Here is a 21,683-nt window from a genome sequence, read left to right as displayed (position 1 = left end):
AAGATGAATAAAAGTATGATTCGTTGCCTCCTCTCAAAACTTCTCTTGATTGAGGCGGTTCTCCTCCTAGTGCCCGTTAGCGTAGCAACCTATTATCAAGAATCCAGCCAAGTATTTACAGCTCTCTTTACAACAATTGGGATTTTAATACTTCTTGGTAGCTTGGGAATTTTATGGAAACCCAAAAATCAGCGAATTTATGCTAAGGAGGGAGTCTTAATCGTCGCCCTCTGTTGGATTCTATGGTCTTTCTTTGGAGCGCTTCCCTTTGTCTTTTCAGGGCAAATCCCAAGTGTCATCGATGCCTTCTTTGAAATCAGTTCTGGTTTTACAACTACAGGAGCAACCATTCTGACAGATGTCTCAGTTCTCAGCCGATCCCTCCTCTTCTGGCGAAGTTTTACTCACTTGATTGGAGGGATGGGAGTACTCGTCTTTGCGCTTGCCATTATGGACAATGCCAAGAATAGTCACTTAGAAGTGATGAAGGCTGAGGTCCCTGGGCCTGTCTTCGGTAAGGTTGTATCCAAACTAAAAAATACTGCCCAGCTCCTCTATCTGCTTTATTTAGGACTCTTCTCACTTTTTGTAGTCATCTACTATCTAGCTGGTATGCCCCTATTTGATAGCTTTGTCATCGCTATGGGAACGGCAGGAACCGGAGGCTTCACCGTCTATAACGACGGAATTGCCCACTACGGCAACTCACTCATCACCTATCTCGTCAGTATCGGAGTTCTGGTTTTTGGGGCTAACTTCAATCTCTACTACTACCTCATGCTCCGTCGGGTTAAGGCTTTCTTTGGAGATGAAGAACTTCGCACGTATGTAATCATTGTCCTAGTTTCTACCGGCTTGATTACTCTCAATACGCTCCATCTCTACCAAGGTGTCTCTAAGAGCTTTGAAATGGCTCTCTTCCAGGTGTCCAATATCATCACAACAACTGGTTTTGGTTATGGAGATATTACCAACTGGCCCCTCTTCTCTCAATTTATCCTCCTCTTCCTCATGGGACTGGGTGGCTCTGCTGGATCAACCGCAGGTGGACTCAAAGTTATCAGAGGACTCATCCTTTCAAAAATTGCAAAAAATCAGATCTTGTCCATCTTATCTCCTCATCGCGTATTGACTCTACATGTCAATAAAACTGTGATTGATAAGGATACCCAGCACAAGGTCCTAAAATATTTTGTCATTTATGTGACGATTTTACTATCACTTATCTTCATTGTCAGTCTAGATAACAATGATTTTCTAGTTGTTACCAGTGCTGTCTTCAGTTGTTTCAATAACATCGGACCTATTCTAGGTACAACTTCTAGTTTTGCTATCTTTAGCCCCATCTCTAAAATCTTTCTCTCATTTGCAATGATTGCAGGTCGTCTAGAGATTTATCCCATTTTGCTTCTCTTTATGAAACGAACTTGGTCTAAGCGCTAATTATAATACAACTCCCCTTTTACAAGCTAGTGAAAGGGGGGCTTTTCTATTAAAAATGAGAAGACCTTTCAGTCCTCTCCTAATCTGTTTATTTTTTAAGTGCTTCTTTGTAGCGAGCAACTTCCGCTTGATTAGCCCAAACATAGTGACCTGGACGAATTTCCACCATAGATGGTTTGTCTGTCTCATAGTCATGTTGGCTAGGATTATAGACTTTCAAGACCTTCTTACGTTCCAAGATTGGATCTGGAATCGGTACAGCAGATAGAAGTGCTTGAGTGTACGGATGAACAGGATTGTTAAACAACTCCTCTGTCTCCGCTACTTCAACGATAACACCCTTATAGATAACTGCGATACGATCTGAGATAAAGCGAACAACTGACAAGTCATGCGCAATGAAGAGATAGGTCAAGCCCAATTCTTTTTGAAACTTCTTGAGCAAGTTCAAGACTTGCGCACGAACAGACACGTCCAAGGCTGAAATCGGCTCATCTGCAATAACGAAATCAGGTTCCATCACAAGAGCACGGGCAATCCCAATACGTTGACGTTGACCACCAGAAAACTCGTGTGGGTAACGGGTCAAGTGCTCTTTCAAAAGACCGACTTCATGAATCATCTTTTGAACTTTTTCTTTTCGCTCTTCTTCGTCTTTGAACAAGTGGTAGTTATAAAGACCTTCAGAGATGATATAGTCAACTGTCGCACGTTCATTTAAGCTGGCTGCAGGGTCTTGGAAAATCATCTGGATACGGCGGATCAACTCTGAAGATTCCTTGTGAGATTTTTTCCCACTGATCTTATGACCGTCAAAGATAATCTCACCTTTACTGGTATTATTCAAACCAATAATGGCACGACCAATCGTCGTTTTCCCACTACCAGATTCACCAACAAGAGAGAAAGTTTCTCCCTTGTTGATAAAGAAGTTAGCGTTTTTAACGGCAACAAACTTCTTACTTCCTTCACCGAAGGAAATTTCTAAATCTTTAATTTCTACTAATTTTTCAGACATTTCCTTCCTCCTAGTCTTCTAGATGAGCAAAGCCCATTTTATCACGAATTTTATCATGTAAATCTGCGATGATTTCTGGTTTTTCAACCTTAGGAGCATTCTCATGAAGCAACCAAGTCTTAGCCCAGTGAGTATCAGTGACTGAAAACTGAGGTGCTTTCTGTTCAAAGTCAATTTGCATCGCATAATCTGAACGAAGGGCAAAGGCATCACCTTTCAACTCAGTATAAAGAGATGGTGGTGTTCCTGGAATAGAGTACAATTCTCCTTTATCATCAGCGAGCTGTGGCAAGCTAGACAAGAGACTCCAAGTATATGGATGACGTGGGTCGTAGAAGACTTCCTCAACCGTTCCATACTCTACAATTTCACCAGCATACATAACCGCCACCTTATCGGCAATACTTGCTACCACACCAAGGTCATGGGTGATAAAGATAATAGTAAAGTGGTACTCATCTTGCAAAGTTTTAAGCAAATCAATGATTTGCGCTTGAATGGTAACATCAAGAGCCGTCGTTGGCTCGTCACAGATCAAAATATCTGGACGACAAGCAAGGGCAATCGCAATGACGATACGTTGGCGCATCCCTCCAGAATATTGGAAAGGATACTCGTCAAAACGTTTTTCAGCGTCTGGAATTCCAACCTTGTTCATATAGTCGATTGCCATTTCTTTGGCTTCCTTAGCTGTTTTCCCTTGGTGTTTAACGATAACTTCTGTGATTTGGCTACCGATTGTATTAATTGGATCCAAACTTGTCATTGGGTCTTGGAAGATGGTTGCAATTTTAGCACCACGGATTTTCTCCCACTCTTTGTTTGAAGTCAAGGCTGTCAAGTTTTGTCCACGGTAGTCGATGCTCCCTTGGGCAATGCGTCCATTATCTTCTAACATCCCTGTAAAGGTTTTTGTTAATACAGATTTACCAGAACCAGACTCACCTACCAAGGCTAGAACTTCCCCTTCAATCAGTTCTAGCGAAACGCCTCTGATAGCTGTCAGAACTTTGTCACGAACGTCAAATTCCACGACGATATCGCGAGCAGTCAAAATTACATTACTTTCTTTTGTCATGTCTACTCCTATCTATGTGTACGTGGATCACTAGCATCCGCCAAGTTCTGACCAACAACGAATAGAGATAGGGATACCAAAATCAAGGTTGTCAATGGAATCCAGAACAAGTACGCGTTGGTCGTAACGTTTTGTGAGTAATCTGAAATCAAACGTCCCAAACTTGGAACTGTCACAGGCAACCCCAATCCAAAGAAGGAAAGGAAAGCCTCATAAGAGATAAAGTTTGGCAACATCAAGGTCATCGTAGAAACAATAACAGATACCAATTGTGGCATGATGTTTTTAACGATAATTTTAAAGGTTGGTGTTCCAAGAGTTTGAGAAGCAAGGTTGTATTCCAAGTCACGGTAACGCATGATTTGAATACGAATTGAATAAGCAATACCAATCCAAGTTGTCACACTCATGGCAAAAATCAAATTCCAGAAACCAGCACCAATTGAGTAAGTCAAGACGATAACAATCAAGAGAGATGGAATGTTTGAAATAATGTTATAAACTTCCATCATGACGCGGTCAACAGATTTTGAAATCCCCCAAATTCCACCAACAATAACCCCGATTACAAGGTTGATAAAAGTAGCAATTACAGAAATGAGAATGGAGTTACGCGCACCAAACCAAACTCCATCAAACAAGGATTTACCATTGCTATCAGTACCAAACCAGTGTTCGGCATTGGGCTTAATAAAACGAGCGCTAAAGTCATTCACCTTACTTACATCGTTAAAGTCAAAGTCTGAAAACATCGGATAGATAAAACTCATCAAAATAATAGCGACCAAAATGCCTAACATAACAACTGTCGATTTTTTCTTCAGAAACTGTCTGAATACAGATCCCCAGTACGAATAAGCTGGCGCATCAATCGTTTCAGAGGCAAAATCGTCACGTTTTACAAACTGAAATTTTTCTTTATCAATTGTTGACATTATTTGCCTCCTTTCTCTGTCAATTTAATACGTGGGTCAAGCATGGTCATCCAGATATCCCCTACAAAAAGTGAGAAGATAGAAATACATGTAAAGATGAAGACGAGACCAACTACCATTGAGTTATTTGATGCCTTAACAGAGTCAATCAACATTTTACCCATACCTGGGAAGGCGAAGACTGTTTCTGTCAATGTTGCACCACCAATAACCCCGATTACGGCACCTGGAATACCTGAAACCAAAGGAACCATGGCATTTTTAAAGACGTGTTTATTTGAAATTTCTTTTTCAGATAAACCTTTTGCACGAGCAAAACGGACGAAGTCCTGAGATTGCAAATCAATCATATAACGACGAATCCAGATTGCTGTACTTGGCGCACCCAACAAACCTAGAATGACTGCTGGCAAGACATAAGAACGCCAATCTCCAGCCCCTAAGATAGGGAATGAGTCGGGCAGACCAATAGATGAGCCAATCAAACGCACGATATAAACCAAAGCAATCGTTGGAAGGGCAAGCAAGAAGGTTAGAGCACCTGTTGAGAAGCTATCAATCCAAGTATTCTTGTGGCGAGCCATGGCAGATCCAAGAGGAATCGCAATAGCATACGAAATAACCAAACCAATCAATCCAGCAACAGCAGAGCTTGCAATCATTGATGGATACTGATAGTTGCTCTCTGTAGCTGTATACGGATCATTTTTCCCATAGTTGGCTACTTCACGAGCGTCTGCCTGACTAGGTGATTTATAAGTACGAGAGTAAATATCTACAGACGAAGTCTTTTTACCCGTAGGGAATTGAACTTCTGATGTCTTGGTTTGTCCTTGTCCTTGTGTGATAACTTGAAGCACTGACGTGTTCGCATAAGTTGGGTAAGAGTCACCCAAGTTAATGTTCACAAAGTTTTGGTGTACAAACGGGAATTGATTGTTGAAATACAAAAGGTATTTATGTTTGGTACCTGAACCAACCAATGACCAACCGATAGCAGGGTCGTTTTCAAAACGAAGATAACGCTCCAAGTTTGGATTTTCAGGGTCTTGAATCTTGTTTGTATGATCAATATCAAGTAAGTTCGCATAGAATTTGAAAACACGTTCAAAAATCGGAATTTCACGCGTAGCATAGAATTGACCACTCTCTGAAAAGACACCTAATGTCCAACCATTACCGAGTTGGTTGATGTATTTTTCGTAGATTGCCTTATTGGTGTCATTGGCATCTACTGTTACAGATGAGTCCATTGAGCTAGCTTTTTCTTGCAACTCCTTGGTATCGTAGTACTCGATATAGCCCATACGTTCATAAACGGTATTCTCATAATTATCCCGCTTATCTGGAGTCGTTGCAATCTTGTTGTAGTTGGTATCCTGCTTGAAAATCAGTTTCCGAGGAACCATCGTATAGATAATCGTGTAGGTCAAGGTTGTCACCAAGAAAATAGACAACAATGAGCGCAAGACACGCATAAAAATATATTTTTTCATATCGTTTCCTTTTAAAATCCCAAAAGAACCTTCTCCTCATGGAGAGAAAGTTCTCTTGAGAGTTATTTATTTAACGTGATTCGTCAATTCTTTTTGAACTTTTTCGTTTGATTCTTTTTTCTCTTTGAGCCATTTCTCGCGAGCTTGTTCGTAATCAGCTTTCGTTACAACCTTGTCTTGCAACTGAATATACTTGAAGTATACATCTGAACCCTTATCTCCAGATTGACTGTATGACGCAGAGAATGGTACTACACGAGAAATGAATGGCGCTGCTCCACTACCTGACATAGCAGGAAGGAAGAGAGAGCTATCTGTCAACCAAGCTTGAGCTGCTGCGTATTTTTCATAACGAGCATTCAAATCGTCAGTTTCTTTAGTAGCTTCATCAACTAACTTATCGTATTCTTTCAAACCAACTTGTGCAGCTGCTGCATTTGCTGGATCGTCGTAACCCATGTATGTTTTTGTTTGCTCGCTATTAGTTGTTTTTAAGATATCAAGGTAAGTTGATGGATCTTCGTAGTCTGGACTCCATCCAACTGCTCCTGAGAGATCCCAATCTTCTGCCGCAGCGCTTGCTGCGTAGTAGGTGATATTGTTCAACTCATCTTTAGAAACTTGTTGGATATCAATCACTACATTATCCTCACCGAGTACTTTTTCAACGGATTGTTTAAAGGATTGAATACGAGCGATATAATTTTTAGATGTTTGGTCTACTGGAACATCCAAGTGAATAGGGAATTTCACACCTTCTGCTTCCAATGCAGTTTTAGCTTTCGCAAATTCGGCTTTGGCTTTGTCAGCATTGAAGAGACCGTCTTGACCATCCGCAAAGTTTACATTCTTCCACTCATCACCGTAAGTAGCCATCTTTTCAGTTACCAAGTCACCAAAGGTTTTGTCTCCTGCAGAAACAAAGTCAGGTTTCACAAAAAGGTTGCGAACTGCAAGAGGAGCACCTTCCTTACCATTTACTTGAGCTGAGTAAGCCGAACGGTCAAAGGCGAAGTTCAAGGCTTGACGGAAGTCTTTGTTAAGAAGAGCTTTCTTAGTAGATGCTTTCTCTTCATCTGTTGTCTTAGAAGTATATTTGTAATTTTGACGATCAATATTTACACCTAGACCTCCAATACCAGCTCCTGATGGAGTATAGTAAATATTATCTTTGTATGACTCCTCTACCTTCGAGAAGTTTGAACTTGTTGGGAAGAGACGAGCATAGCTATAAGCTCCACTTGTAAAGTTACGTTCAATTGATTCTTGGTCTGACCCATCATAGAAAGCAAGGGTTACTTTATCAATATGAACATTATCTTTGTCCCAGTAGTTTTCATTCTTAGCGAACTCAATAGAAGATTTAGCAGTCAAACCTTTCAGTAAGAATGGACCATTGTAAAGCAAGGATGTAGGATCTGTTGCTTTAGCAAAATCAGAGCCTTTTGATTTTTCAAATTCTTCGTTTAACGGCCAGAAAATTGAGTAAACCATCTTAGAGTTCCAGTATGGTTCTGGCTGGTTCAAGGTATACTCAAGAGTATAATCATCAACTGCCTTCACACCTACCGTAGAAAAGTCTTTTGAATTTCCAGACAAATAATCAGACAATCCTTTAACAGAAGTTTCCGCTAGATATAAAGCTTCGGATTTCTTATCTGCTGCGTGTTTCAAGCCATTTACGAAATCTTTAGCTGTTACTTCAGCGTACTCTTCTCCATCAGATGTCATCCATTTAACACCTTTACGGATTTTGTAGGTATAAGTCAAACCATCTTTTGAGACTGACCAGTTTTCTGCAACTGCGAGAGTCAAATTCCCATATTTGTCATTTGTAAAGAGACCATCGATACCATTTGAAGTGGCAATTTTGGTACTTTGTTTTCCTGAAATGAGGTAATCCAATGTTTCTGGGTCAGCTGAGTAGACATAACCATAATTTTTGGGCGCTATTGAATCAGATGATTTTGAAGAACCGCAAGCAGCTAGTACGCCACTCGCTAATAAGGCAACCCCCGCTGCAACCAATACTCTGCTTTTTTTCATGTTTTTAACTCCTATTGAAAAATTTAGGCTTATCGAAGATTATAACATATATCTTCTAAAAAGTAAACAAATTTTCAGAATATTTAGGCGTGTATCTATAAAAAAACTTCTCTTTGTTAGAATTTCCCCATTTTTTATTTGTATTTATGAGAAAAGAAAATTAATTTGTCTAGCTCTGTAAGCTTCATTTTTACAAGTTGCTTTTTCCTTTTTTCTTCACATGACATAATCTATCTTCTAAATTGAATTTTCAATTAAGAAACTATTGACGGGAAATGATTTTCAAGGTATAATAATAAACGTTGAGGCGGTATAGCCAAGTGGTAAGGCACGGCTCTGCAAAAGCTTGATCGTCGGTTCAAATCCGTCTACCGCCTTTTTTAACCTATTTTATAGGTATTTATCCGAAAAGAAAGTCCGTAAAATCGGGCTTTTTTAATTTTATTTCAAGATAAAAAAAGATAACTTTAAAAAACTTTTGGGGCGAGTTTGGGGCGAGGGTAAAAAATAAAAAACTTCATCAAAACTATTGACTTTCTACAACTTTAGTTGTAGAATAGATACATAATGTTAAGGAGGAAACCTTAGACAAGGAAACTAGTAGAAAGGAAAACAAAATGTTTAAGTTCAAAAAGAAGCCACTCAAAGTAAAAACAAATAAGCTAGTCATCAAAATAAACTTATTTATAATCAGCTTTGAATGGCACGTCGAATTTGGATAGTGAGAAATCACTATCCACCCCTTCGGGGGTGTACTTAAATTATAACAGGAAAAATAATGAAAGTAAATCTAAAAATTAGAAAAACCACCAAGCGTGAAAAAGTTGAATTTATTATTGGACTTCTTCTACTCCTATTTGCGATTTGGTATTTTACGAGGTAATATATGTCAGTAGATATTAAAGCTATCCGCTGGCTTTTAGACAGCGCCACAGCCTATGCTATCAGCAAAAACTGTGGCGTATCTATTCAGGCCGTGGATAAATATAAAAATGGTGTATCAGATATTATGAATATGCGGTTAAAACACGCTATCAGCATGACTGATTATGCCTATACGTTACAAGAAAAACAGTGATTTTTTCACTGTTTTTTCTACTTTCAGAGCAAACAAAAAAAGCCCGCAAGCCTAAGCCTGCGGTGAAAGAACTATTCTTTGTCTTTGTTTTTATTTTGATTGTTCCCTGTAAACAAACCAATTAGCCCTAATGCAGTAGTTCCAGTTAAAACACTACCTGCAATTTGTTTATCTGTCGCTATTAAGTAAATTCCACCAATAATAACAACGAGGGCGATTAAAAAGCCAAATAACTGTCCCAATTTATGAGAAGCGATATTCCCTGATAAGTATTTATCTTCCATGGCTCTACGATGTTGGCTTTCTGCAATGCCATTATCAATAATCTTTTGAGCAGCATCCGGGTATAACTCTTGATACCCTTTAAGAATATCTGGATGAGGTAGGTTACCTTGATAGATTTCCAACTTCTGCAGAACTACTTGACGTTGTTCATGTGGCAAACGCTCAACTTCATCAACAATATTATTGACTTCAATCAAATCTTTATTCTCGGTATCCAAATTTCATTACCTCTTTCTGAATGCCCATCGTTGATTTCTTGTAATCACTCTTGACTTTCTTCCAGTCTGGGACTGTATCAGCTTTTGCTTTTGAAATGTTCTGATTAAAGCTAAAAACAGGCAATACAATTGCTGTCATACCAAGTAAAAAAGACTTAAAGTATTGAGGTTGTTTTGTATTTTTTAACATACCAAATTCCTCCTACTCGCTCCATCATATTTTTTTGAATTAACTTGATTATGACATCTTTCTTTAAAAAAGTCAATGTTTCTTACTCTTTTTAACAAAAAAGCCCGCAAGCTATTGCCTGCGGGTCATTAAGAAGAAAAATAGAATCTCCTTTCTTTATTTAAAATTTATTTTGTAGTAATCAAGCCATCTGGCTCAACTGTAAATTCTGGCTTGTCTGCCATAGATCCATCTGGTTTGAGATAGTACCAGCCATTGCCATGTTTGACAAATTGATCGGATTTCATATCTCCATTCTTTTCATCGAGATAGTACCAGGTCTCACGGTATTTCACCCAACCTTTAGCCATGCGCCCATCTGATTTGAAGTAATACCAGCGGTTATTGATATACATCCAACCTGTAACCATTGCGCCACGCTTGTCAAGATAGAACCAGTCTTTACCATCATTAAACCAACGGTTAATCAAGCAATAGCCACGATTATCAAATCGGAACCACTCCCCATTGATTTTCTTCCAGCGGTCTGTCGGATAAGAACCATCCGACTCCTCCCACCACCAGCCCGTATCATTGCGTTTCCAGCTGGCTTCAGATAGACCACCTTCAATATCTTTCTTGAATTGCCCACGACTGATTCCCCATTTGCCCAGATAAGGATACGGGTCAACGTGGTCTGAGTGGTTATTCGGTTGATTATTGGTGCAATACTGATGCGTTTTGATGCCTGCAAGACTAGCAGAGTCAAGCGTCTTCGGAATGCCCGCTTCGGCTGCAAGATTTCGCAAAAGTTCAATATAGAGCTTGTAATCGCGCATAAACTCTTCTTTTGTGCTATGGCTCTCAATCAATTCAACTGCTGCATAACTCTCAGCATTCCAACCGCCGCCTACGTCCCAACTTCCATTATTGACAGGGCCGACCTGCATGACACGACCATTTCCTACAACGTGAGAGAAGAAACCAAGCTCAGGATCTTTACGATAATGATAGTCCGCTTCGTTTTGAGCGGTTGAGTTGCGGTTCCCTGTCGAGTGCGCATGAACTTGTCGGTAAGGTTGTACACCAACCTGAGGTAAATTAGTTCTTAATCTGCTTGTATCAATATCCATGATTACTCTCCTTTCCAGGCATCGTTCATCTGCTTAACCGCTGACTCGACAAATGTATCAAGGTCGCGGTCGGTCATGCTGATGTTATATTTGGCAAGCTCAGCACGGATTTTAGTTCGTGCTTGTTCCAGCTTCTCTTCGCCTTTAAAACCAGTTTCGGCTGCGACCTGCTCCACGGCATTTACTGCATTTTTGGCCAAGATTTCAACGATTTTGATGGTCTTTTCTCCACCTTTTTGAACCAGGTAGTCCTTGACTGCCTTGACTGCGATTCCAGCTAAAATGACTAGGATGCTTACTGCTCCGTTTGTAATGATTTCAGTAATTTGTTGCATGTGTTATTCTCCTTTATTTTTATCTTCGTCTTTTTCAAGCAAGCGCTGAAATGCTTTCACCATCGGCTGAAAAAGAGTGACATTTCCTTTTAATTTTCGATAATTTTCAATGAGTGATTGAAAAGTGAATACAATATATCCAAGATAGATTGAATATAAGAAAGCAAAGCCTGTCTTTTCAGGCAAGAGCACGGACATCGGGATGAGGATCATCAGCAAGAGGACTCCTAAAATCTTGCGAAGAAGTCCGTTGATGCCGATTTTGCTCTTGTATTCGATGCCAGGATTGACAATCGCCGCAATCGTTCCTGTCACAAAATCAATGATTTCCATTGAGACAATCAAAGCCAGAGCGTACAAGACCAGACCGTCTTCAGTCTGGACGACACTTCGAAAAAAATGAAAAAATTCGATTTGCATAGAACCTCCTATTCTTTAGGTTCTACCGTTGGATCCATCCAGTCAGGATTGCCCTCTGCATCAAATTTCATGATGTAGAACTCCTGATTAAACAGATCAGCTACGTTGATTGTTGTGGTTGTACCTCCCCACTGGTTGAACGCCCAAACGGTTTCAACATCCTTGAATTGGCGACGCCCATTTACGATCACAGGACGTTTTTGAACATCACGATACATATAGAAGTCATTGCTTGCATTCTTGCAACGAATGAACTCTCCATTTTCTTTCATGTAGCGCAAAGCGAGCGCAAGGTCAAATGGTTCTGTGATTTTCGTAAGATCTAGCAAGTTATCTGTGTTTTGAATTGTTTCTGCCATGTCTATTCTCCTTCTGCTGGTTTAGTTTGTTCATCAAGCAGAGCTTCCAGCTCCTCCACTCGTACTTGAAGTCTTTGATTTTCTTCCCTTTGCTCATTCAACTGAATGCTCAAGAGATTACTTGTAATCATCGAATTTGTTGAGGCTGTTGACATTTCACTAATTGTCATTTGTAAGGCTTGGTTAAGCTGTTCTGCGTCCATTTTCTAAGTTCTCCAATCTTTGTGTAAGTTTTTGATTTTCAAGAGCAAGCTCCTGAATAGCTTTAAGGGCGATATTGGTCAATCTGAGATTATCCAGGTTCAACGTGTCTCCGTTTTGGTAAACAAGTGTAGAATCCACTGCTTGAACCTCTTGGGCAATCAAACCAATCTTCGTGTGCGCTTGCTGTGGTCTATCTTTTTGCTTCTTCCAATCGTATTCCTTAAACTGAAATTGCTGGATATAGTCAAGAGCCTTATGCTTGCAGTCAATGATGTTTTCTTTCAGACGTCTGTCTGAAAAATGTGCCTTCACACACGTCCACAAGCTATATGCTGTCCCGTTATAGCTATAATAGATATCATTTGCAGAGCCGCCAAAACTCAAAGATACATTGTCTGAGTTCCAAAGCCCGATTGTTGCAATGGTTTTCCCATTGACGCTCCCTTTCCCTGTTCTCATCCAACCGATTCCCTTTGCATTGATGTAACCCTGTACAGTCATAAGGAACTCATCTGTATCTGTTGCAGTATTTCCTCTTGTGAAATCAGAATCTTTATAGACAAAAAGACCATAAGGGACATTCTCGCCACGACCATAGGATCCAATGAACTGAACGCCCAATCCATTCTTGGCATTATAATCTCGCGGAACGTTAATCTGTAGACCACCATTGACCGTATCAAACGAACCGTAAGAGCCTAGTTGAATTTGGGTGTGCCCTGTTAAGGTTCCACCATATATATTCGTCCCTCTAATCGTCCCACCATAGATTCTATCACCGCTTAAAATACCTGACCGAACCTGACTTGCATCGATTGCAACACTCTGCACACGGTAAATAAAGGCTTGCTTGGCAAAAAGTTGACTCAAGTAAGCTTCGTTTGCTACAAGCTTATTGAAGAATGCCTGGTCAACCTTCAATTTTTCAGCTGTGACAGCTTCAGCGTCTAATATCGTAGTAGTCACCGAACCAGCTTCAAAATTGGCCGTCTTCAGCTTGTCAATCATAGCTGACTTGATAACAGCTCTGTCAATCAAGGTCTCGCCAGTGATATGAGTCAATTTACCAGAAAGACGATTACGACCATTGGCGCCAAGATTGATTCCTGAAATCAAATCACCCGCGCCGTTGATGTTTTGAACTGCCCACGAACCAGCTAGTTGACTTTGAACAGTTTTTACAGCTTCTAAAGCTCCAATCGCATCATTTGGCGCTACTGAGTAAGCTGATGGAATCGAACCGTGTTCTACTTTTATCAAACCATCATCAAACATACTAGCTGAGAATCTGACGAAATAAGCATTCTCTGGTACAGTAATTCGATTGATATTGTGTTGTTTGCCTACAGTTGCTTTAAAAGCATTTATACCTGTTCCGCGAGGACCAATAGGCTTTTTGTTTTTATCAAAAAATTGCCATACACTCCACGCGGTTTGATCTTTAGAAAGTGTTACCCAATGTTGAAAAACTATCTTTTCATGGGGAGATACTGAAATAAAGTCTGACGTAACCTCTTTGCTTATAGGATATGCGCGTTCAATCACCCCTTCTGCCCTTAAAATTCCTTTTGTCGTGGTTGAGTTCAAGAATAAATTTTGGTGATTTCCAAAAGCTTTTCCTACCTCGACCTGAAACAACTGATTGGTCAAAGCCATGCGAGCGACCCTGTTCGAGATGTCGTTCTCGTTACTACCGATAATGCGCTCATAGAGCTGACTAGTCTCTCTAACACGCTGGAAGTCTGTCTGATTAGCCTTACCAGCTATTTGAGACGTAATACTTGCAAATTGTCCATCGACTGTCTGCTTGTACTGAGCGATTTTCCTAGCTATATCATTGTTCGTCTGGGTGCTTATCGCACTAAATCGACGTTCTAGGCCTCTCACATCCTCTTGATAAGCCGATTTCCCAACGTAGTCTCTGGATATCTGCTCACGAACCGCGCTGACTTGACGAGCGCTCTCGTCTCGAGCATAACGCTGCAAGCTCTCTTGTCGCTGACCATCTTGATTAACGTAACGCTCAACTGCTGACATCTTAGCAGATAGGCCATCAGCTGTTTTCTGAAATTCTGTTTTAGCTAGAGTGATTTCACTTTTAGCTCCAGAAATCAAATTGTTCGTATCCGTTTTAAGCTTAGCAAATGTCTCTGTCAGCCCAGCCACATCTTGTCTAACTTCAGATTTCGTCGCAAATCCGTCCATCTGACCAGTCATGCGACTAAGAGCCTCAGTGGTCGTTCTGCGGTACTCTGAAGCTTGATTGACCTCACTTGTGACTGTTTGCTTCAGAACATCCAAATCGCCTGTCAGAGTTGATTGAGCGCTCGTAGCCTGTGACTTGAATGCTTCGAGTCTGGCAATTGAATCCAGACCAATCCGCTTGGCTTCCTGAGCAAGCAGGCTACTTGCGCCAGCATTTCGCAAGGCTTCTTCAGCCCTGCGCTTGGCTTCTTGCAGAGGACCATTGTCAAAACTGCTAAACCGCTGGTCAATAGTGTCAGACAGTTCTCTCTTAACTTCTTCCGCCTTAGCTTTGGCAGCATTGAGACCGTCTGTGAATTGGTCAACCAATTCTCCTTTCTGCCTATCAAAAGCAAGGTCAGCATTCTTGAGTTCTCTTTCTAACTGCCTTTCAAAATCACTTTGAAATTGTTGAGCCTCCCCCTTGACGGCATCACTCACTGCGTTACCAATTACATTTGCAAGCCCAGACTGGAACCGACCGAAGCCAATAGATTTCAGCTTCTTGGCCATTGGTGAGTAGGTGTATTTAGTAATCTTCTTGCGCACATCCAGATTGTAGACCTCATGAAACAGGCTCACAATATCGAACATCTGGACAGGCACGTCGCTCTGGCCGACAACCTCAATCTCAAGGCTATCTTCCATCATGTCGCAGAGTGTTGTTCTGAAATACTGCTCACCATACTTACGAAGACTGACTTCATCCTTCACATCTTCGTCATTAACCTCAATCACATCTTCGTAGATTTGACTGTACTTGTTAATGAGCGGACTATCCACCACCACAGAAAACTTGCGGTCAGGCGCCTGTTCTCCCTCACCTTTGACGGTAGTCTTAAAGGTGATTCGAGTTTTCAAAGATTTGGTAGAGGTCTTGTGCTGATAGCTAGACAGGTTTTTCTTGTACATAAAAAGCGATTCATTTTCTGAGCCGCCATTTTTTAAGAGTCGAACCTGGTAACCATGACGCACAAGGTCGCCACCCCTGTAACAACTTGTCAAGGACTTTCTAATCATTTTTATCGACTTTTTGATGTTTTTCTCTCTCCATTTCCCTAAGCATTATCCTTTTCAATTTATCTTGCATGGTTTCAGTCGCATTTTCATTAAAATGGACTACAACCTCGTAAGTTGCCCTTCCTATCTTCTTTATGGTCTTTGTTCCAGTATTTTGTTCATTTCTGTTTTCGTGCATATTATTTTCCTCCTATTAGTTGCAATTAAAAAAGACGATAGAATTTTATTTCTACCGCCTTTCGCAAGTCTTATAGCTATTCATTGAATAACGCTTTACCATTTACATATTAAATTTTCAAATCCTTATTGTTCAGCATTCCGCCAAACATCGTATGATACATATCCTTGGAAGATTCCTCTATCTTTGTAATACTTGATATTTTATTTCCTGCATCTTTTGATGAAGCTCCGCAAAGATAAAAGGCTTCACTGTCTGTTCCATAGTCAATGGCAATATATCTATCGTGATACTTTTTACCTGCAATTTTCATCTTCAGATTAATATTAGGGTAATCTTTTCTAAAATCGTTAAGGATATTTTTTGTAAGCATATCCTTGTTCTTCACATTGTCGCTAAAGACTATAATTTCAACATTGTCTTTTGCAGCCCTTAATAATTCTAAGGTTTTCAAGCCTATATAGTTGTCTATCACATAAATGCTTTTCTTTGCAGACTTATATATTTTGGTATAGGCAACATCTGCTTCAATCTTATCTCCGTTCATTAAAAGGAAATGCTTGTATGTGTCCGGATCTATAAAATTATCCATAACCTTTTTCAAATCTTCTTTTTGTAGCCATTTGCGACTTTATTTCAGCTATATCCTTTGTATTTTGATTTGTCTGTACTGCTATTTGAACTAATTCTTTTGAACCGATAAAATCTTGGTTTTCAATGATAAAATCTTTCATTTGCTTAAATGTTCTAACTAAAGCTCTGCTTTGCTTAACAGCAAGTTCACCTCTTAATACAGTCATCAGCATATAAATACCTTGTTCTGTAAAGGCATAAGGATTGTATTTAATATTACTTCCTCTACCAGTCCCTCTGTTCAAGGTGAAATTTTTGCACCTTGAAAGTTCTACCATTTCTTCGTCCGTTAATTGGAACATGAAGTCTTCACCTTCAAATTTTTCTGCGTTGTTTTTCACCTGTCTATTAAAGTTTTTTGTTTCATAACCATATATTTCAGCTAAATCTGCATCAAGCATTACTTTTTGCCCACGAATAAGATATATTTTTTCTTGTATAGTTTTATCATCTACAATAACTATCTCTTTATTTTCTTCTGCCATGAAATGCACCTCCAACATTATCTAAATTCTTTTCCAATTCGCCACGCACTGCGTAGCTTTTTGAATAAGTCTTATATTCTTTTATATTTTTCTACTCCGCCTTCAGCTTTTCCGATGTGTTCCACATTTTTTACAAGTCCCTTATTTACATTTTCATAAAACCATCTGCCAATCAATGCCGGAGGTGTTGCGATTAACTCTCTCAAAACAAATTCTTTGTCCTTTGGTAAAGAGCTAATTTTGTTTAATAAGGTAGTATATAGGTCAGCATAGCTTGTATTTTCTTGTAAACTACTACACTTACAATATTCAGTAACGCTTGGGAAACCTCCCTCTATTGCTTTTTTAGTTAAAATTTCAAGTTCTTCATCGGTTACAGTAAATTGAATTCGCATTTATATATCCTCTCCTTATAACTGAGTTTATTACCATATCATTATCATTTTATCATAAATACGATATTTTTTCCATACTGCAATTTTAAGCCCTATTTTACACTTAGCTATAGTCTCATATCTATTTTATGATTAACGCTCTAAAAACACCTTTCCACCGTCTTATGCGAAGTCTACAAGTGTTCACCCTTGTCATAATCTTCAAAGGTATATACTTTTGATTTACTGTTTTCCTTTAATTTCCCTTTGTCCTGTTCATACCAATGAACTAAGGTCGCATAATGGTCTTTGTAGTTTCTTCCTGTACTTTGCATATAGGTTGACAGCTTCTCTATCATTTTATCCCTATGACCTTGCATTTTATCCTTTAATTTTCCATATTCTTCATCAGTTAAGGAAACATTTTTATATTCTCCATAAAGGTTGGGGGATATTTTTTCTATCTCCCCCTCTTTTTCTAACTCTATATCTATCTCTTTATCTATCTCTATATCTCCGTTGCAGTTTTGTTGCAAAAGGTTGCAAGGTGTTGCACCAGTGTTGCATTGCAACGCTTTTTGTCCTCTCGATTTTCTTGAACGCCTTGTAGAAGCTGTTTCTGAACCTATAAGACTTGGGATTTCTGTTAAAAAATACTCGTCATTTTCTGTGATTATCTCCATCAAGCCTTGTGCTATAATATAATTTACTGTAACCATTACATCATCTTCCGTTTCATCAATCGTTAAGGCAATCTCTTTGATAAAGTCTGTTTCTACTCCATCATAATACAGCTTCCCACTATCTTTTAAGCTAAGTAAAAGCAATTTAAGATAGATGATTGTATAGGTATCTCCTCCTGATATTTTTCTTAGCCTTTTGATTCTCTTATCTGTAAAAAAATCTTCTTTCAATTTTAACCAATAGTATCTTCTGTTGTCTGCCATTTTTATCTTTCCTCCCCTTTATTTTTATAATTTTCTTTAGCCTTTTCCTTGGCTTTTTGTTTGTACTGCCCCTTTATTTCCTCTTGCTCTTGGAATTTTTTCAGTTGTGCAATCACACTTGGTTTATCTCCTCTCTTAATTGCCTTGTCTATCTCTATGCTTAGGTCTATTCCATACTCTTCATTGACAATCTTTACTGCATATTTGATATGGTCTATCTGCTTAAATTCGTCTTGAACTTTAGCTTTATCTTTGGTTAGCTCTTGTATCTGATTTTCAAGGCTTGATATTTCTTTCTGCCAATCACTCGACTTTATAGCTGATGTTCCAGTAAATTTTTCTATGATCTTTCTTGCTCTTTGGTATCTGTCTATTTCTTTTTTATGGGAATTGTAAAAACTGTCTTTGAATAGTGTCTTGCTTTTGTATTCCTGATAGACTTCTTTGTTTTCTCTGATAGCGTCTATGCAGCTTACACATTGATTTAGGTCTTTTATTCTTTGTGTTTTATCTTGAATATCACCACTTATCTTTTTACTTTGCTTTGCCAGTTCAAAGACTTTTCCTTGTAGGTCTGCTATGGTTTGAAGATGATTATCTTTCAAATAGTAGATTGCTTTTACAAATCTCTTTAGGTCTGCATTTCCCTTTTTTATCTGTCCGTAGTAGGATAAATTTTTTGTTTTTTCTCCCTGTATCTCGTTGTAGATAGAAATATACTCATAGAGGTTAAAGAGTTCCGCTTTGTTCTCCAGTTCATCTTTCTTGGTCTGTTTATACTCATCGTATTTTGCTTGCAGATTTCCAAGTAAAGAGTCTATCCAAGAGGTGATTTCTTTTATCTTGTTCTTGATGGCTTTTACTAAAGAGTTATGCTTTTTGATTTCTCTATTGATATTTCCTTTGTCGGTTTCGATTCCTTTTTTCTCTAAGGCACTGGCACTTGCTCCCATGTGAATGGTTGGGATTTCTTCTATCCCTTGTCTTTTGTAGGAACGATGATCTACTCTCTTTTCCTGATGATTTTTTTCTAAATACTGATTACAAAGGCTTGCAAAATTCTTTCTCCATTTCTCTGCGTTGCCTTTATCGTTCCAGTCTGTCAGCTCTACTTTTCTTGTTTTGTAATTACCACTTTTTAGTTTTATCTTTTCTCCCTTTTCATCAAGAACATATTCTTTTTTGCTTTTTGCCAGCCACTCTCCTTTTTTATTAATCGGTCTAAGAGTAGTCATAATATGTGTATGGATATTGTTATTTTCTTCATCACTTTCATCATGAATTGCAAGGTCTGCTATCATTCCTTTTGATACAAAATGTTCTTGTATGAAGTCGGTAATGAGTTTCTTGTTTTCTTCAAAGGATAATTCTTTTGGTAGAGCAATGATAAAATTTCTTGCAAGCTGTGCATTGCTTGCTTTCTCATTTAGTTCAACGCTGTTCCATAATGTAGTTCTATCTTTTAATGCTATGGGAACATTCTCCGGCAAGAAGATTTCTGAATGTAAAAATCCCTTTTTATTATGGTAATCGTGAACTTCTCCGTCCCATTCATTTTTGATTTTCTCACAAGAGATATATGCTGCACTTGCAACTGCCGATTTACTTTTTCCTCTGCTTATCATAGAAATATTAAAGTGAAATGTTTCTGCCACTTTTAAGCTCCTTTCATTTTTTGTTTGTTTTCAGGTAAAGGAAAAAGCAGACAGGTTATTTTTTGTATCTTTTCCTATCTACTTTATCCGTATGTTTTTATTAAGTTTTGGATTTTTAAAGACTTGCTAAAATCCCTTAGTTTTTCTAAGGGCGCAATTATACACCCTAAAGGGTGCTTTGCGTTCTGCGAAGCTTTTTGCCCTTGCAGGGAGCTTCTGAAAAAACTATGGTTTTTTATTTTATCTACTCTATCTCTGTTTCATCTTCCATATCTTTCCCATTTATCATTTCTTCATAGGCTTGTCTGTATTCTTTTGTGTGAGTAGCAACTTTAAGTAATTCTTCTATCTCATCGTTAGTAAACATGATAGGATTTTTAATGACTCTTTCTACTATCAAGCCTCTTTGTATGAGCCTATGATTTCTTCTTTTTCGTTCCTTTTCGTTTGCAAGTTTTTCTAATTTCTTGCCTTGATTTTGTAATTGTTTCAGCTTCACATCGCACTTTTCTCTTTCTTGCTGAAGTTCAGAAATTTGTTCCTGTACTTCCTGTAATGTGTTTTCTTTCTTCATTTTTCATTCCTCCGTTTTGGTATCTGCTTGTTTCCATAAAGAAAGGTTAAGCACCTTTTTTTGACACTTAACCTTTCCAAGTTTTTAGATTTTATCTTCTAAAATCTTTCTCAGTTTTTCTAAAATCCTATCCCTCCTCCCACTGATTGCTTGATGTGTAACTTTCTCTCTTCTGCTGATTGACCTTAGACTTTCTTCTTTGTAGAAGATGGCTTCCATCAACTCTCGTTCTTCTTTTGAAAGAGTATTTAATGCTCTATGAAGTTCTTCAATTCGCATTTTTACTTCTACAATTTTTTCTAAGTCTATCTTTTCATCTATGATGTTATCTACAAAGTGTCCATCATGATCCAGTGCCGAAAATGGTATTACATTATGCTTCCAATCTTTTCTTTGGAGATACTTTTCATGCTCTGTTATCTTCCAATAGGCTTTGTAGACTTCTTCACTTACAGGTACGGCTTTGCCTTTTACATAAAGGTAATATTCTTTCTTTGCCACTTAGTCATCCTCCTTTTTAAGTTCTCTGTTTTGGTTTTGAGAATAAAAAAGGAGGACTTCTACACTTTGACGTAAAAAGTCCTCTCGGCTTAAAAACTAATGTTTTATATAATTTTCTATTTTGTTGTTTCTGGTAAAGTATTATTGCTATGTGTAAGCAATTCCAAGAATAAAAAAGGATAATTATATCGTTCTGTGAAAACCGAAACTATAAGTTTTGACATAATTATCCCTCCATTATTTTCCCTCCTAAGTAAATTTATTATTAAATCACTCCTGCTTTTTCAAAATGCTTTTTGAGTATCTTTGTTGCAACGAATGCTCCTATGCAAGCAAGAACAAAAGTTATCAAGCCAAATCCTACTGCCCACGAAACTTTGAAATAAGATAATGCTTCATTTATTTGTGCTTCGCTCATTTTCCATTTTGATGCTCTTTCCACAAAAGAAGCTGTCCCGAATAAAATCACAGGAATTACTGTTCCTAAAAAATCTGCTAATGCAAATATCCCATATCCAATAATCATTCGTCCCTTGCTCTCATAATTTCCTATAATCAAATCACATATAATTCCACCGATTACAGCAAAGACTGCATGAGGCAAATGTCCTCCTGACAATGCAATTAAACCAAGAAGCGTTCCTGATATTGTAAATACGCCCTTCTTTTTAACTTTCAAAGCCATAAGTATATAAACGGTAGCAGCTACCATAAAGCTAACTCCTGAAGCAATAAATCCTCCAATCACTGTTGTTGCCATAGCAAATGCAACCACCATGTATATGACAATTCCAATTGCATTAAAGATTCCGATTGTAATAAAATCACGACCATTTAATTTGTTTTTCATAAAAG

Annotated in this window: 22 protein-coding genes, 1 tRNA gene and 1 pseudogene; 3 read left to right on the top strand and 21 right to left on the bottom strand. The window is 38.5% G+C overall.

The features are described 5' to 3' along the window. Nucleotides 1-3 precede the first annotated feature (3 nt). On the top strand, nucleotides 4-1,443 hold the full coding sequence (locus tag OVN21_RS00950) for a TrkH family potassium uptake protein (RefSeq protein ID WP_267246902.1): 1,440 nt from the start codon (nucleotides 4-6) through the stop codon (nucleotides 1,441-1,443). Between the two features lie 88 nt (nucleotides 1,444-1,531). On the opposite strand, the gene OVN21_RS00945 is transcribed toward OVN21_RS00950, so the two are convergent. From OVN21_RS00945 to OVN21_RS00925, 5 genes are all read right to left on the bottom strand, one after another. Beyond that, nucleotides 1,532-2,461 (bottom strand): ATP-binding cassette domain-containing protein, encoded by a 930-nt coding sequence (locus OVN21_RS00945; RefSeq protein WP_267246901.1) that lies wholly within the window; start codon nucleotides 2,459-2,461, stop codon nucleotides 1,532-1,534. Nucleotides 2,462-2,471: 10 nt separating this feature from the next. Then, a complete protein-coding gene (locus OVN21_RS00940) occupies nucleotides 2,472-3,539 on the bottom strand; it encodes an ABC transporter ATP-binding protein (RefSeq protein WP_267246900.1) in 1,068 nt (355 codons plus the stop codon). A gap of 8 nt (nucleotides 3,540-3,547) precedes the next feature. After that, nucleotides 3,548-4,474, bottom strand: coding sequence for an oligopeptide ABC transporter permease OppC (oppC, locus tag OVN21_RS00935; RefSeq protein WP_267246899.1), 927 nt, complete (start codon nucleotides 4,472-4,474; stop codon nucleotides 3,548-3,550). Continuing rightward, complete coding sequence (locus tag OVN21_RS00930; RefSeq protein WP_267246898.1) at nucleotides 4,474-5,970, bottom strand: ABC transporter permease; 1,497 nt, start codon at nucleotides 5,968-5,970, stop codon at nucleotides 4,474-4,476. The genes oppC and OVN21_RS00930 overlap by 1 nt, the downstream gene beginning before the upstream one ends. 66 nt (nucleotides 5,971-6,036) lie before the next feature. Continuing rightward, a complete protein-coding gene (locus OVN21_RS00925) occupies nucleotides 6,037-8,016 on the bottom strand; it encodes a peptide ABC transporter substrate-binding protein (protein ID WP_267246897.1) in 1,980 nt (659 codons plus the stop codon). 306 nt (nucleotides 8,017-8,322) lie between these two features. Here OVN21_RS00925 and OVN21_RS00920 point away from each other — a divergent pair. After that, nucleotides 8,323-8,393: transfer RNA gene (locus OVN21_RS00920), tRNA-Cys, on the top strand. Between the two features lie 509 nt (nucleotides 8,394-8,902). After that, a complete protein-coding gene (locus OVN21_RS00915) occupies nucleotides 8,903-9,094 on the top strand; it encodes a hypothetical protein (RefSeq protein ID WP_267246896.1) in 192 nt (63 codons plus the stop codon). Nucleotides 9,095-9,165: 71 nt separating this feature from the next. Here OVN21_RS00915 and OVN21_RS00910 read toward each other — a convergent pair whose 3' ends face one another. From OVN21_RS00910 to OVN21_RS00835, 16 genes and pseudogenes are all read right to left on the bottom strand, one after another. After that, the gene (locus OVN21_RS00910) at nucleotides 9,166-9,597 is read right to left on the bottom strand and encodes a DUF2335 domain-containing protein (protein WP_267246895.1); all 432 of its coding nucleotides are present in this window, start codon (nucleotides 9,595-9,597) and stop codon (nucleotides 9,166-9,168) included. After that, a complete protein-coding gene (locus OVN21_RS00905) occupies nucleotides 9,581-9,787 on the bottom strand; it encodes a hypothetical protein (RefSeq protein WP_267246894.1) in 207 nt (68 codons plus the stop codon). The genes OVN21_RS00910 and OVN21_RS00905 overlap by 17 nt, the downstream gene beginning before the upstream one ends. A gap of 167 nt (nucleotides 9,788-9,954) precedes the next feature. Next, a complete protein-coding gene (locus OVN21_RS00900) occupies nucleotides 9,955-10,899 on the bottom strand; it encodes an N-acetylmuramoyl-L-alanine amidase family protein (protein WP_267246893.1) in 945 nt (314 codons plus the stop codon). A 2-nt stretch (nucleotides 10,900-10,901) separates the two neighbouring features. Continuing rightward, a complete protein-coding gene (locus OVN21_RS00895; protein ID WP_267246892.1) occupies nucleotides 10,902-11,234 on the bottom strand; it encodes a phage holin in 333 nt (110 codons plus the stop codon). 3 nt (nucleotides 11,235-11,237) lie between these two features. Continuing rightward, the gene (locus OVN21_RS00890) at nucleotides 11,238-11,654 is read right to left on the bottom strand and encodes a phage holin family protein (RefSeq protein ID WP_267246891.1); all 417 of its coding nucleotides are present in this window, start codon (nucleotides 11,652-11,654) and stop codon (nucleotides 11,238-11,240) included. Between the two features lie 8 nt (nucleotides 11,655-11,662). Next, nucleotides 11,663-12,013, bottom strand: coding sequence for a hypothetical protein (locus OVN21_RS00885; RefSeq protein ID WP_267246890.1), 351 nt, complete (start codon nucleotides 12,011-12,013; stop codon nucleotides 11,663-11,665). A gap of 2 nt (nucleotides 12,014-12,015) precedes the next feature. Next, the gene (locus OVN21_RS00880; protein WP_267246889.1) at nucleotides 12,016-12,216 is read right to left on the bottom strand and encodes a hypothetical protein; all 201 of its coding nucleotides are present in this window, start codon (nucleotides 12,214-12,216) and stop codon (nucleotides 12,016-12,018) included. Then, nucleotides 12,197-15,481, bottom strand: a complete 3,285-nt coding sequence (locus OVN21_RS00875; RefSeq protein WP_267246888.1) for a phage tail spike protein — start codon at nucleotides 15,479-15,481, stop codon at nucleotides 12,197-12,199. The genes OVN21_RS00880 and OVN21_RS00875 overlap by 20 nt, the downstream gene beginning before the upstream one ends. Further along, nucleotides 15,474-15,659: a transposon-encoded TnpW family protein gene (locus tag OVN21_RS00870; protein ID WP_000545053.1), complete on the bottom strand. Its 186-nt coding sequence runs from the start codon at nucleotides 15,657-15,659 to the stop codon at nucleotides 15,474-15,476. Before OVN21_RS00870 ends, OVN21_RS00875 begins: the two co-directional genes overlap by 8 nt. Before the next feature lie 109 nt (nucleotides 15,660-15,768). Continuing rightward, a pseudogene (locus OVN21_RS00865) lies at nucleotides 15,769-16,777 on the bottom strand (ORF6N domain-containing protein). Between the two features lie 71 nt (nucleotides 16,778-16,848). Beyond that, a complete protein-coding gene (locus tag OVN21_RS00860; protein ID WP_001222544.1) occupies nucleotides 16,849-17,172 on the bottom strand; it encodes a hypothetical protein in 324 nt (107 codons plus the stop codon). 173 nt (nucleotides 17,173-17,345) lie between these two features. Further along, nucleotides 17,346-18,098, bottom strand: a complete 753-nt coding sequence (locus tag OVN21_RS00855; protein WP_000774837.1) for a phage replisome organizer N-terminal domain-containing protein — start codon at nucleotides 18,096-18,098, stop codon at nucleotides 17,346-17,348. A gap of 2 nt (nucleotides 18,099-18,100) precedes the next feature. Next, nucleotides 18,101-19,753: a MobQ family relaxase gene (gene mobQ / locus OVN21_RS00850; protein WP_267246887.1), complete on the bottom strand. Its 1,653-nt coding sequence runs from the start codon at nucleotides 19,751-19,753 to the stop codon at nucleotides 18,101-18,103. Nucleotides 19,754-19,997: 244 nt separating this feature from the next. Then, nucleotides 19,998-20,327: a DUF3847 domain-containing protein gene (locus OVN21_RS00845; protein ID WP_000712033.1), complete on the bottom strand. Its 330-nt coding sequence runs from the start codon at nucleotides 20,325-20,327 to the stop codon at nucleotides 19,998-20,000. A gap of 84 nt (nucleotides 20,328-20,411) precedes the next feature. Next, on the bottom strand, nucleotides 20,412-20,828 hold the full coding sequence (locus tag OVN21_RS00840; RefSeq protein WP_001074478.1) for a sigma factor-like helix-turn-helix DNA-binding protein: 417 nt from the start codon (nucleotides 20,826-20,828) through the stop codon (nucleotides 20,412-20,414). A 265-nt stretch (nucleotides 20,829-21,093) separates the two neighbouring features. Then, nucleotides 21,094-21,678 carry an MptD family putative ECF transporter S component gene (locus OVN21_RS00835; protein WP_000791750.1) on the bottom strand — a complete coding sequence of 195 codons (585 nt, stop codon included), beginning with the start codon at nucleotides 21,676-21,678 and terminating at the stop codon, nucleotides 21,094-21,096. Between the last annotated feature and the right edge of the window lie 5 nt (nucleotides 21,679-21,683).

Source organism: Streptococcus sp. Marseille-Q5986 (assembly GCF_946902915.1).
Classification (GTDB): domain Bacteria; phylum Bacillota; class Bacilli; order Lactobacillales; family Streptococcaceae; genus Streptococcus.
This window is presented reverse-complemented; position numbering and strand designations above follow the sequence as displayed.